The sequence below is a fragment of the Vibrio sp. S234-5 genome (genome assembly GCF_000960595.1).
Taxonomy (GTDB): domain Bacteria; phylum Pseudomonadota; class Gammaproteobacteria; order Enterobacterales; family Vibrionaceae; genus Vibrio.
The window spans coordinates 144,758-158,167 of sequence record NZ_JZAM01000033.1; the positions used below are offsets into that span (position 1 = coordinate 144,758).

Consider the following 13,410-nt stretch of genomic DNA (forward strand, 5'->3'; position numbering starts at 1 on the left):
TTCAACCTGAGTGACATCTTGACCTTCTAGTTGATTAAGTGTTCTAAAGAGGTGATGTTGAGGGCGCGGACATCGTCCCAATCTTGATCTTTTGCAGCTGCGATGCCGCTGAAATTGATCGCCTTTAACAGCATGGCGCCCTCTTCTGTATTGGCCAATTCAATGAGCGCGGTTTGAATCTGCTGCACAACGTCTATCGATAAATTCGGATGATAGGCAAACGCGTGGGGGGTGTAGGCTTCACTTCGCCATAGTACCGATAGCTGCTCTCGCACCTCTGGCTGAATATTATTTAGTGTTCTCTCTATACCACCACCCGCCTCAACCACACCCCTGGCAACATTGAGGTAGACCGAATCGTGTGAAGAAACATACATGGGTTTCACTTTAATGCCGCGTTGTTCTAACGCCGCTTTCGGCAGCACACTGGCCGCAAAAGCGGCTGGCGAAGGAAAAGCGACCGTCTTGCCATTCAACTTGCTGATGCTGTCTAACACACTGCCTTTTTGTACCACGATCAAACCTCGAATCATTTTGTCTTTCTGTTTAGCAAACGCTTGGTAACCGGGCGTTTGATGAAAGAGGGTGTAGTGGTAAGGGTTCATGTAAGCGATGTCAAACTCGCCCTTGAGCAGCTGTTTTTCAAATTCCGGGATGTCTTTAGTGGTACGAAACACAATCTCATGGCCTGTCGATTCTGAAACCGCTTGTAATATCGGCCCCCAGCGCTTCGCTAACGTGGTTGCCGATTGCTGGGGAACAATGCCAAACGTAATCTCTTCAGAGCAAACGGAAAACGGTAAAAGCACACACATTAAAAGGAGCTTAACATTCATCGAGAACATCCACTTTCTACCTGATTTATCTATTAAATGTAGGATATTTATGAAAATTATCCATTTTAATCGCTGTTATTGTTAGCGAGATCAGAACAGGCAAGATACAAATGAAGCGATGACAAAATACAAAACTCATTCCACCTCCCTTTTCAGGACAAGGTTTGACGGGATAATGGCTCAATATCGAAGTAAGCGGTGCAAAAAACAAGGAACTGTTCAGCATCAATCGGTTTTGCAAAATGATAACCTTGAAACTCATCAACCCCCAGCTCAACAAGTTTCAACCATTGCTCTTGTTGCTCTACCCCCTCAGCAACCACTTTTATCCCAAGTTGGTGAGAGAGTGTAACAATGGAGGAAACAAAGTATTGTTGATTCTCTTGCGTTGCTATCTCTCTGACAAACGATTTGTCTATTTTTAATTTATTGAAATTTAATTGATTTAAAGTACTAAGTGATGACCAACCAGTCCCAAAATCATCTAGTGAAAGGCGAACTTCTAATTCGGATAGAGATTCAATGATTCTCTGACTTCTGTTGATATCATCCAGTGTCATGGTTTCAGTTATTTCTAGAATAATCGATTTGAGATAGTTGCGATCTTTTGCGAAAATTCTTTTCACCGCCAAGATTAAATCCTCATCAAATAACGAATCTGACAAATTGATCGCCACCTCCAAGCGAGTGTTAAATTCTACCCATTGCTTATCCAAGGCGATATAAACCTGCTGCATAATCCACTGGCCTAATCTTTTGGCTAATCCGGACTCTTCTGCAATTTTAATCAGATATTCTGGATGGATGAATCCAAAAGTAGGATGATTCCAACGAATGAGCGCTTCACAGCCAAGGCGCTGCTTGTCTCTCAAGATGATTGGCTGATAAAGCATGTAGATCTCACTCTGCTGATCTCTTTTTAGCAGTGCAAATAGATCTTCTGATAACCGTCTTTTCTTACGATGCTCAATAGCAATTTCCTTCTTGAAAAAAATCAATTTATCCAACTTACTTTTCTTGGCGATATTTAAAGCGACGTCTGCATTATTGAGTGTTGTACTAGAAAAGCCCGTTAAACTTTCGTTTATCGATGTAGTATCAAGGCTATTCGCTATCCCCATGGAAATTTTTGTTCTCTTCGACGGATCAAGCTTTGATATGAGATAGTTTAAATCATCAAGTAGTAATTTAGCGTAAGTTTCAAGATTTACATCAGATTTGGTAATCACAATAGAGAATTCATCTGCACCGATGCGAACACATTCAATATTCTTGGATTTTTTGTACTTTTTTAACAAGGAAGATAAAGTAATAAGAACTTGGTCTCCATAATCGTAACCAATAGCATCGTTGATTTCTTTAAAATTGTCGATATCTAATAGTATAATCGTATGTTCTACATTTGAATCTCTATATTCATCTATATTTTTCAATAGATAGTTTCTATTTTTTAGCTTTGTTAACGGATCATACCAAGCAATGAACTCTTGCGCTCTAGCATCCCGATAAAGTTTGTATGTTAGAAAAATTATGATTATCATTATTACCATCAAATTGAAAACAACACTAGATTTATTTTCTTCTAGCACAGCTAGCTTTTGTATTGAGCTTTCTCCGGTAAAATTTGCAATCATAAGATTTCTTATTTCAGGAGTCATACTGTCCAATTCGTCACTCAGACGGCTAAGATTATCCATATTCCCTGTTAGTATAGCATTTTCATATTTTTTTAAAGAATTAAAAGCATTAATAACCACACGTTCAGAGTCATATAAGCTTCTAATATCTTTAGTTTCATCACTAGTCAAAAATGTTTCATATCGACTCCATAAAATATCGTAGCGTAAGTTGAGCTCGCTTCTTGATGAGTCTTTTTTTATCAGAAAAATGTTTAGCTCATTAATAAATTCTAGTGTTTCTATCTCAAGTTGTGCTAATGCCCAAGCAGATAATTGTGTATGCTTGGTCATCATACTAAACGTGTCATTAAACTTAACAAAAGCCGAGATAAAAAATCCTGACACGCCTAAAATTATCACTATGAAATAAATAATGCCCTTAGTCATAATTTATTTTTCAATATCAATTTTATCAACTTGCCATACCATTCTACTATGTAGAACCTCATTTTTTTCTTCTTTGAAATCACTTAATGGGTAGATAACCCATACAGGTCCTTTGTCACGAACACTCATTAATTTATCATCTTTCCTTATCGCTAATATCGGATTATATTTATCTATATCTTCGCTCGGGATCATTGCCCAGTAATTATTCAATGCAGTGACTTTCAAGCTTGCTTTTGATTCGCCAATAATCTTGAGTAGTGTTGCTGCTGATATTCCTTCAAAAACCGTATTTTCTCCTGTCCAAGGGGTTGTTGTTATAATTTTACTCTTCGGCAAGTCGTCAAGATCTTGCATGGTAAAATGGTGTGTCTGCTCTCCATTCACGATGCTTAATACAACACGCTCTGCCGAGTAGGCATTGACCCCAAAGAGAATAATAATGGAAATGACAGCATACGATGAATATTGGATAACCATTCTTTCTATCAATTTCATGTTCTAAATTCCTTTTAAATGAAAGCAGTGAATCTCTTCAATAAAGATAGAAACACTTTGTTTAATCCGCAAACACAGTTGGTTTAAAGTCCTCTGGCGCAACCGAAACGACACAAAACTGTCAAACAACTTGCGCTAAATCGTCACACTCCCTCCCTAGGATAAAAAACGAACTTACTGACCTAGTCCAAAAGGATGGAGACAATGAAAACTTTGCTTAGTCGTTCTACCGCTGTTTCTTTCACGTTGATTGCCACTGCGCTTTCTACCCAAGTAATGGCAAAACAGGCGGATCTGCAATCTCTGATTGAAGCCGCGCAAAAAGAAGGGGCGGTGTACAGTGTCGGGATGCCAGACAGTTGGGCCAACTGGAAAGGCACTTGGACAGACTTAAAGGCCAACTATGGTTTGAAGCATCAAGATACCGACATGAGCTCAGCGCAAGAGATCGCCAAGTTTGAAGCAGAGAAGAAAAACGCCACCGCGGATATCGGTGATGTCGGTTTTGCTTTTGCTCGTGTTGCGGTCAAAAAAGGCGTGACTCAGCCCTACAAACCGACCACTTGGAGCGACATTCCGAACTGGGCGAAAGACAAAGATGGTCACTGGGCTCTGGCTTACACCGGCACAATCTCTTTTATTTCCAACAATAACTTGGTTAAAAATGCCCCTAAATCTTGGGATGATATCCTGAAAGGGGATTACAAAGTGACGGTTGGTGATGTAGGCGTAGCAGCGCAAGCCAACAACGCGGTATTAGCGGCGGCGTTTGCCAACGGTGGTGACGAAAGTAACCTCAAACCAGCACTGGACTTCTTCGCGAAGCTGGCAAAACAAGGCCGTTTATCGTTTACCGACCCAAGCATTGCCAACCTTGAAAAAGGCGAAGTGGAAGTGGCCATTTTGTGGGACTTCAACGCGCTCAACTACCGTGACCAAATTGACCGCTCACGCTTTAGCGTAAACATTCCACAAGACGGTTCGGTTATTTCTGGCTACACCACCATCATCAACAAGTACGCAAAAAACCCGAATGCAGCCAAGTTGGCACGTGAGTACATCTTCAGTGATCAGGGCCAGATCAACCTTGCCGAAGGCTACGCACGCCCTATTCGCAGTAACGTCACTCTACCAAAATCGGTGCAAGATAAACTGATTGCGAATGACCAGTACAGCAACGTGCACCCGGTAAAAGATTTCAATGCGTGGGAAAAATCGGCACGTAAACTGCCGCGTCAATGGCAAGAAAGCGTTCTGATCCACCAACAATAAGAGACCATCTTTCATGAACAGCAAAGTGATCTTGGTTGTTCTAGATGGACTCAACTATCAGGTAGCCCATGACTGCATGGGCTACCTGAATGGCCTGATAGAACAGCAACGCGCAACGCTCTATAAACTGCACTGTGAACTCCCGTCACTCTCTCGCCCGCTCTACGAGTGCTTACTTACTGGCGTTCGCCCTGTCGACAGCGGCATCGTGCATAACCAGATTGTGCGCCTTTCGCAGCAGGAATCGATTTTCAGCTTGGCGAAAAATCAGGGCAAAGTCACCGCAGCGGCGGCTTATCACTGGGTCAGTGAACTGTACAACCGCGCTCCTTATGATGCTGTGCGCGATCGCTTCACCGACGATGACAACCTCAACATCCAGCACGGCTGTTTTTATCATTGGGATCACTACCCCGATGAAGCCTTGTTTCTCGATGGCGACTATTTGCGCCGCCGCTATCAGCCCGATTTCTTGTTGATCCATCCAATGAATATTGACGACATGGGCCACAAGCATGGTTTGGATTCACGCCAATACCGCAACAGTGCGCGCATGGCCGACGGCTATCTCTCCCATTATCTCGATACTTGGCTCACCGAGGGCTATCAAGTTCTCATCACGAGCGATCACGGTATGAACAACGACCTCTCCCACGGTGGCATTTTGCGCGAGGAGCGTGAAGTTCCTTTATTTGTGCTTGGCAAGCACTTTAGCCACCGCGAGTGTGACATCCAACAAACCGAGCTTTGTGGTGCCGTCTGCCAGTTACTTGGCCTTGATCACCAAAAACCTTATCCACAGGCACTATTAGCACTATGAGCAGTTCTGTTATTCCTCAGAGTAAATCCGCCACCAAGCACACCACGCTTCGCCGATTTTCTCGTTTTAAACCCGCATTATGGTTGGCGCCATTTGCCCTGTTTTTCTATCTGTTCCAACTGGCCCCGATGGTTTGGGTGCTTTGTAACAGCTTTATTTACGATGAAAGCCTCTCGTTAGAGAACTATGTTGAAATTCTTGATTCGGCGTTCATGCGTCAGGCCTTTAGCAATAGTATCTGGTTGGGGTTTTGGTCAAGCCTGATTGGCTTAACCATTGCCACTCTTCTGGTTTCCTCGCTGCGCCGAGTCAACAGTGTGCTACGCGATGGCGTGATCGCCTTTACCAATATGAGCAGCAACTTTGCTGGTGTGCCACTCGCCTTCGCTTTCATCATTATTCTCGGCACCAACGGCGCGCTCACTTTGCTATTGAAACAATATGGTTTGCTGGGCGAGTTTGACTTATACGGCAAATGGGGTTTGCTGGCGATTTACATCTACTTTCAGATCCCTTTAGCCACCTTGCTGCTCTACCCAGCCTTCGACGCACTGAGCGACGATTGGCAAGCTGCAGCCGCTCTGCTGGGAGCCAAAACTTGGCAATATTGGCTCAAAATAGCGCTGCCTGTCCTATCTCCTGCGCTGCTGGGCACTTTCATCATTTTGATCGCCAACGCGATTGGCGCATACGCCAGCGTTTATGCGCTCACCTCTGGCAACTACAATTTGATCACTATCCGCATCGCCAGCTTAGTGTCGGGCGATCTGTTTCTTGAGCCCAATCTCGCGGCGGCCATTTCGGTCCTAGTGATGGTGCTTTTAGCGCTGATTACCATCATCAATCAGTGGTTGATCAGCAAAAGTTACCTAGGGAGAAAGCAAGATGCCAAAGCATAACCGCACTTTTGACCAAGCCGTCGTCACCACTATCGTCGGTTTGATGCTGATCCCGATTGTCGCGACTTTGGTGTACTCGCTTTCATCACGCTGGGGCGCGACCATTTTGCCCGATGGATTTACCTTGGACTGGTACATCAAGCTGCTCAGCGATCAGCGTTTTCTCGATGCTTTTGGCCGTTCGCTCTTTATCTGTCTCTTGGCATTACTGTTGAGCGTGGTGTTAGTGTTGCCCGCGATTTTCGTGGTGTTCTACTACTTTCCTAAACTCGACAAGGTGATGAATATGCTCATCTTGCTGCCTTTTGCTGTGCCTCCGGTAGTCTCTTCTGTCGGTCTTTTGCAGCTTTATGCGGACAGCGAGATTGCACTGGTTGGCACGCCTTGGATTTTAGTGGGCACTTACTTCACCATTGCGCTGCCTTTTATGTATCGCGCCATCGCCAACAATTTCGCCGCTATCCATCTGCGCGATCTGATGGATGCCGCGCACCTGCTCGGTGCAAGCACCACCCAAGCGTTTTTGCTGGTGGTGTTGCCAAATCTCAAGAAAGGATTAATGGCTTCGCTGTTTCTTTCTTTTTCATTCCTGCTGGGGGAATTTGTCTTTGCCAATATTTTGGTGGGCACCCGCTATGAAACCTTGCAGATTTATCTTTACAACATGCGCCAGACTAGCGGCCATTTTACCTCCGCGCTGGTGATGACCTATTTCCTATTTATCTTTTTACTGACTTGGCTCGCCAGTCGTTTTAGCCGAGGAACTCACTCATGAGCTACGTTACCGCCAATCAACTCACCAAATATTTTGCTGACAACAAGGTGTTTGAGAACATTCAGTTTCAGATTGAACAAGGCGAGTTTGTCACTCTGCTTGGTCCTAGTGGTTGTGGTAAATCGACCTTGTTGCGCAGCCTGGCTGGCTTAGAAAGCCTGGATGATGGCGAGATCTGGGTCAATGGAGAAAACATCACTCAGCAAACACCGCAGCAACGCGGTATCGGCATGGTGTTTCAATCCTATGCGCTGTTTCCCAATCTGACTGTGGCTGGCAATATCGCCTTTGGCCTGAAAATGAAGAAGATGCCTGCTGATGCTATCCAACGTGAAGTGGCGAAAGTGATTGAGCTGGTGGAGCTCAATGGCAAAGAGCAACACTACCCGCATCAACTCTCTGGTGGGCAGCGTCAACGCGTGGCACTGGCGCGCGCCTTAGTAGTGAAACCACGTATTCTGTTACTCGATGAGCCGCTTTCTGCGCTGGATGCGAAAATCCGCAAACATTTGCGCCAACAGATCCGCGATATTCAGAAAGAGATGAACCTGACCACCATTTTTGTCACTCACGATCAAGAAGAGGCGATGATCCTCTCAGACCGCATTTTCCTAATGAATAAAGGTGAGATAGTTCAGGCAGGCACGCCGGAAGCGATTTACACCCATCCGGTCAATGAATTTGTCGCCGGATTTATGGGCCACTACAATCTGGTTGATGCCAACCAAGCGAAACGCCTGTTTAATCTCGACACCGAATGGAAAGTGGCGATTCGCCCTGAGTCGATTTATGTTAGAGAGCCCGGCCGACAGTACGGCCAACACATTTCTGCGCCGCAAGTTGGGGTAATAAAAAGCCACCAGTTGCTCGGCAATGTGATCCGCTATCAGGTGAACGTCAACCAATGTGAGCTCACGGTCGATTTGCTCAATCGCTCATCAGAACGACTACTGGCCAGCGGCAGCCAACTGGAACTGCTGTTCAACCTTAACGAAATTCAACCAGTGAGAGCTTAAAATGGCCAACCCTTTGTACGTATTTGACCTCGACAAGACCTTGATCAATGGTGATTGTGCCATGATATGGAACGCCTTTCTGGCAGAAAAAGGCATTGCCACCGAAGCCAATTTTGTCCAAGAGGATCAAAGGCTCATGGCGCTCTACGACCAAGGCAAAATGAACATGGCGGATTATCTCGCCTTCACCATCGCCCCACTCACCCACTTACCGATTGAACAAGTTCACGCATTGGCCGCAGAGTGTGTCGAACGCGACATCTTGCCAAAGCAGTTCTCGCAGGCCAAAACGCTGATCGCCCAGTTACAGCGTGAAGGCATCGACATGCTCATCATCTCTGCGTCCGTCTCTTTTTTAGTTCAAGCGGTCGCACAACGTTTGGGGATTCAACAAGCCATCGGCATCGATTTACAACTCAACGGCGATCGCTACAGCACACAAATCAGCGGCATACCCAGCTATCGAGAAGGTAAGGTGACACGTCTAAAAGCGTGGCTTAAAGCCGAAAATAGAAGTGACGTGACAATCCACTTCTACACCGATTCGATCAACGATCTCCCTTTGTGCCAATACGCTGACGTCACTTATCTCGTCAACCCTTGCCCACAGCTCAAAGCTTACAGTGAACAAACCGATTGGACAAAACTCAAGTGGGATTAAGCATAAGAACAGTGTTGATATTGAACCTCATCACACTTAATTCGGTGTGATACAAAAGTATAGCGACTGAATTATTTTTGCTATTTCTCTTACCTAAAGAATAAATTATTTTTAGCTCATCCGTTATTTACGTCATGAGCTAAAAATGATCACAGAACTCACCAATGCCAATTTAATTAAAGGCAATCTCCAAGCGAACAATAAAAAAGAAGTTTTTGCAGAACTAGCACAAATGCTATTTGAAAATAACCGCGTCAGTAGCAAAGAGGCTTTTTTAACCGACATAGAAGCACGTGAAGCGTTGAGCGTGACTTCAATGGACGGCATCGCTTACCCACACGCAAAAAGCAAAGCAGTAATAGAGCCTGCCATCGCTGTTGGCGTAAAGCACGAAGGCATCGAGTATGGCGACGAAGAGGGAGTCAAACCGACCGTATTCTTCATGATTGCCTCACCCGATAACGGTGCCGATCACCATATTTATGTTCTTCAAGAATTATTCGGAAAATTTAGCGAAGAGTTTATTGAAGATATTCATAACGCAAAAAATGAACATCAAATCCTTAATATTTTAATTCAATCATAAGGCGTGAAATTATGAGTACCCTAACCGATCAAGCTACCAATAATAGTAGCGATTTCAAAAAACTCCTCAGTACCATGAAAGGCCACCTTTTATTTGGCACCTCACATATGTTGCCATTTATTGTTGCTGGCGGCGTATTATTGGCACTTGCGGTCATGGCATCCGGCAAAGGTGCCGTTCCCGCCGATGGCTTACTGGCGGATATTTCCAATATCGGTATTAAAGGTCTGGTGCTGTTCCCAATTATTCTTGGCGGCTTCATCGGTTATTCCATTGCAGACAAACCCGCACTTGCGCCAGCGATGATCTCTTCTGGCATCATGGCGGATATGGGCGGCGGTTTCCTTGGTTGTATCGTAGCGGGCTTCATCGCCGGTGGTGTGGTATTCCAACTTAAGAAGATCCCTCTTTCTGCTAACATGACGGCGCTCGGCGCTTACTTTATCTACCCTCTTATCGGCACGCTTATCTCGGCTGGCATTGTACTATGGGGTATCGGTGAGCCCATCAAGCTCTTCATGGCTTCGATGAACGAGTTCCTCGCGTCTATGGCTGGCGCTTCTAAAGTAGTTCTCGGCACGATTCTTGGTGGTATGACGGCATTCGATATGGGCGGCCCGATCAACAAAGTCGCAACGCTATTCGCTCAAACTCAAGTGGACACTCAACCATGGCTAATGGGTGGTGTGGGTATCGCAATCTGTACGCCTCCTCTCGGCATGGCGCTAGCCACGTTCCTGTTCAAGAAAAAATTCACCAAACAAGAACAAGAAGCGGGTAAAGCAGCAGCAATCATGGGTTCTATCGGTATCTCTGAAGGTGCTATCCCATTCGCAGCAAACGACCCAATGCGCGTGCTTCCTTCAATCGTTGCTGGTGGTATCGTTGGCTGTGTGTTCGGCTTCCTAACAGACGTACTACTACACGCACCATGGGGCGGCCTTATCACAGCGCCGGTATCAAGCAACATCCCAATGTACGTGGTGGGTATCGCACTAGGCTCACTAACAACCGCCGTTATCGTTGGCTTCTGGAAACCAGTCGCTGAAGAAGAAGCAGAAGACGAAATCGCAGAAGCAGCACCGACGCAAACACAAGCGGCTCCAGCAGCCGGCGAAGGTGAGTACGACATCGTCGCAGTCACCTGTTGCCCATCTGGCGTAGCACACACCTTCATGGCAGCAAAAGCACTTGAGAAAGCAGGCGCAGCCGCTGGCATCAAGATCAAAGTAGAAACTCAAGGTCAAAACGGTATCCAGAACCGCATTACTGACCTAGATGTCGCAAACGCGAAGCTGGTTATTCTCGCTCACGACATCCAAGTAAAAGACGCACACCGCTTTGCCAACGCGAAAATCATCGAATGTTCGACCAAGGAGGCAATGAAAAAAGCCGCCGAACTTATCCAAGCTTAAACCTTAAGCTCCTCCCCCAGAGCCCTTTCCCCCAAGGGCTCTTTTTTTAGCAACGATCGCTCACTCATTTTTTAATCCAAAACGTGAAAGGCATAATAATGAAACTTAAACCAACACTTCTTGCTTGTGCTGTTCTAACCGCCCTAATTGGGCTATCTGGCTGTAACAATGAAGAAACACGCCCAGAAGTCAAACCACAGAAACCGACAGTGGATCTCTCGGTATTAAGATACGTCGATCCAATGATCGGCACTGCAGCTTCTGGTCATACATTCCCGGGCGCGACGGTCCCGGCAGGTATGGTTCAACTGTCTCCAGATACCTTCATCGGTTCTAACACTGACCACGAATCTGGGCTTAACCCTTGGCATTCGGCTTCCGGCTACTGGGATTCATCCAACTACGAAACTGGCGAAGTGATTAACACTGACGTTCCGCTGTACGGCTTCTCCCATACTCATCTTTCAGGTACAGGCGCAACGGACTTAGGCGACATCTTGGTTCTGCCATACGCAGACATGGCGAACACACAGCTGAACTTCTTCGACAAAGCCAATGAAGAAGCAAGCGCGGGTTACTACAAAACCAAGCTGAACCAAGGTCAAATCGAAGTGGAACTAACCGCAACCAAACGCGTTGGCTTGCACAAATACACCTTTGCTGATGGCGCGGACCGCAACGTGAAGTTCGATTTGGGTCATACCCTAATGAACAACAACGGCAAATCTTTAAAGAACAAAGTAGAAGTGGTGGACGAATACACCATTCGCGGTCGTAAAACATCAACAGGTTGGTTCCAAGGGCAAGATCACCAAGGTCAGGACATCTTCTTCTACGCGAAATTCAACCAACCAATCGCCAAAGCACTTTTGGGTGAACAAGACCTAGAACCAACGCGCGAAATGCGTAATGGTGCGGTTTACTCAGGCGATGATCTTACCGCTTACTTAAATTTCGGCACAGGCGAAGAGCCAATTGAAATCCGCGTCGGTATCTCTCCAGTTAGCTGGCAAGGTGCACAGAAAAACTTAGAAGCGGAAGCACCAAGTTTCGACCTTGCAAAAGTGAAAGAAAACGCGGAATACGCATGGGCTGAGAAGCTAGCAAAAATCAAAGTCGAAGGCGGCACAAACGCAGAGAAAACCAACTTCTACACTGGCATGTACCACATGATGATCGCGCCAATCGAGTTCTATGATGTGGATGGTCAATACGTGGATATGCTTGGTACGGTGCGCACACTAAAAGCTGGCGACACACCAAACTACTCGATTTACTCAACGTGGGATACGTTCCGCGCGGTTCACCCAATGTGGACCATCATCGACCCAGATCAAGCAACGCTATACGTGAAAGACTTGATTCGTAAATCCAACGACGAGTTTGGTCTATTGCCGAAATGGGAAGGCCACGGCTCAGAGACTGGCACCATGATCGGCTACCCCTCGGCAGCGATTTTGGGCGATGCCGTAACCAAGGGCTTGATTGATGCAGAACAAGCTTACACAGCGTCAGTGAAATCAGCGCGTTACACACCACATGAGTACCCACAGATTCATGATGGCATCCTAAGCTCACTCATGGCAGGTCAGCTCAACTACCACGAGAAAGAACAGTGTGTTCGTTACCCGAACTGGAACTCAGTGTCGTACTCGTTGGAATTCTCATTCTACGATTGGACAATCGCTGAAATGGCGAAAGCCGCTGGTGATATGGACGCGTATGAAGAGTTCAAAGCTCGTTCTTACAACTCTTTGAAACACTGGGATGCACAAGCAGGTAACGAAGATGGCACAGGCTTCTTCGTACCGACGGAACTGAAAGAAGGCGACCCATGTGCGCTGAAATACGCTTCAACTGATTTCGACCCTTACAAGTCTGACGCGTTCTATTACACAGAAGGTAACGCTTGGCAGTGGCAATGGGCGTTCATGCAAGACTTGGACAAGCTGACTGAAATCATGGGCGGCACGCAAGGTCTGAACGATAAGCTGAACAACCTATTTACCGCCGATCCAAATGGCGGCGAAGCGCACCAAGACATGACAGGCTACATCGGTCAGTACATTCACGGTAACGAACCTTCGCACCACGTTATCTACTTGTACAACCGTACTGAAGAGTCTTACAAGGCGCAGGAATACCTAGACCAAGTTTACGACCAGTTCTACAAACCGACGCCAGACGGCATCATCGGCAACGAAGATGTGGGTCAAATGTCGGCGTGGTACTTGATGTCAGCACTGGGCTTCTACCAAATCTCGCCAACCGATCCAACCTACAGCATCGGTCGTCCAATCTTCGACAAAGCGACGGTAGATATTGGCTCTGGCACCTTCACGGTAACCGCTGAGAACAACGGTCCAGACAACATGTACATCAAAGAAGTGACCATCAACGGCAAGCCTCTGGATGTGTACAACACCTTCCAGCACAGCGAATTCAAAGCAGGCGGCGAACTGCACTTCGTGATGACGGCTGACAAGTCTGAAGCAATGCAAGCCAATCTAGGCAAATAATGATTTTAAGGGGACCTCGTGTCCCCCTTTTCGCGTGGAATAAAAAC

Annotated in this window: 12 protein-coding genes; 9 read left to right on the forward strand and 3 right to left on the reverse strand. The window is 46.2% G+C overall.

The genetic code is table 11. The annotated features are described in order from the left end of the window. Positions 1–26: 26 nt before the first annotated feature. The 3 genes from UF06_RS00730 to UF06_RS00740 all read right to left on the reverse strand — a co-directional run bounded on the left by UF06_RS00730 (position 27) and on the right by UF06_RS00740 (position 3,400). The gene (locus UF06_RS00730) at positions 27–836 is read right to left on the reverse strand and encodes a phosphate/phosphite/phosphonate ABC transporter substrate-binding protein (RefSeq protein ID WP_045568729.1); all 810 of its coding nucleotides are present in this window, start codon (positions 834–836) and stop codon (positions 27–29) included. Positions 837–988: 152 nt separating this feature from the next. Further along, entirely contained in the window at positions 989–2,902 is a 1,914-nt protein-coding gene (locus UF06_RS00735; protein WP_045568730.1) for a bifunctional diguanylate cyclase/phosphodiesterase, read from the reverse strand. Between the two features lie 3 nt (positions 2,903–2,905). Next, on the reverse strand, positions 2,906–3,400 hold the full coding sequence (locus UF06_RS00740; RefSeq protein WP_045568731.1) for a hypothetical protein: 495 nt from the start codon (positions 3,398–3,400) through the stop codon (positions 2,906–2,908). 204 nt (positions 3,401–3,604) lie between these two features. Here UF06_RS00740 and UF06_RS00745 point away from each other — a divergent pair, with 204 nt between their 5' ends. The 9 genes from UF06_RS00745 to UF06_RS00785 all read left to right on the forward strand — a co-directional run bounded on the left by UF06_RS00745 (position 3,605) and on the right by UF06_RS00785 (position 13,363). Continuing rightward, entirely contained in the window at positions 3,605–4,672 is a 1,068-nt protein-coding gene (locus tag UF06_RS00745; protein WP_045568732.1) for an ABC transporter substrate-binding protein, read from the forward strand. Positions 4,673–4,685: 13 nt separating this feature from the next. Further along, positions 4,686–5,492 (forward strand): alkaline phosphatase family protein, encoded by an 807-nt coding sequence (locus tag UF06_RS00750; RefSeq protein WP_045568733.1) that lies wholly within the window; start codon positions 4,686–4,688, stop codon positions 5,490–5,492. Next, positions 5,489–6,391, forward strand: a complete 903-nt coding sequence (locus UF06_RS00755) for an ABC transporter permease subunit (protein WP_045568734.1) — start codon at positions 5,489–5,491, stop codon at positions 6,389–6,391. Before UF06_RS00750 ends, UF06_RS00755 begins: the two co-directional genes overlap by 4 nt. Beyond that, positions 6,378–7,166 carry an ABC transporter permease gene (locus UF06_RS00760; protein ID WP_045568735.1) on the forward strand — a complete coding sequence of 263 codons (789 nt, stop codon included), beginning with the start codon at positions 6,378–6,380 and terminating at the stop codon, positions 7,164–7,166. The genes UF06_RS00755 and UF06_RS00760 overlap by 14 nt, the downstream gene beginning before the upstream one ends. Further along, positions 7,163–8,182 carry an ABC transporter ATP-binding protein gene (locus tag UF06_RS00765; RefSeq protein ID WP_045568736.1) on the forward strand — a complete coding sequence of 340 codons (1,020 nt, stop codon included), beginning with the start codon at positions 7,163–7,165 and terminating at the stop codon, positions 8,180–8,182. The genes UF06_RS00760 and UF06_RS00765 overlap by 4 nt, the downstream gene beginning before the upstream one ends. 1 nt (position 8,183) lies before the next feature. Continuing rightward, the gene (locus tag UF06_RS00770) at positions 8,184–8,843 is read left to right on the forward strand and encodes an HAD family hydrolase (protein ID WP_045568737.1); all 660 of its coding nucleotides are present in this window, start codon (positions 8,184–8,186) and stop codon (positions 8,841–8,843) included. Positions 8,844–8,988: 145 nt separating this feature from the next. Beyond that, positions 8,989–9,429 (forward strand): PTS sugar transporter subunit IIA, encoded by a 441-nt coding sequence (locus tag UF06_RS00775; protein WP_045568738.1) that lies wholly within the window; start codon positions 8,989–8,991, stop codon positions 9,427–9,429. Between the two features lie 11 nt (positions 9,430–9,440). Then, positions 9,441–10,844, forward strand: a complete 1,404-nt coding sequence (locus UF06_RS00780) for a fructose-specific PTS transporter subunit EIIC (protein WP_045568739.1) — start codon at positions 9,441–9,443, stop codon at positions 10,842–10,844. 98 nt (positions 10,845–10,942) lie between these two features. Beyond that, entirely contained in the window at positions 10,943–13,363 is a 2,421-nt protein-coding gene (locus tag UF06_RS00785) for a GH92 family glycosyl hydrolase (RefSeq protein ID WP_045568740.1), read from the forward strand. Positions 13,364–13,410: the final 47 nt, after the last annotated feature.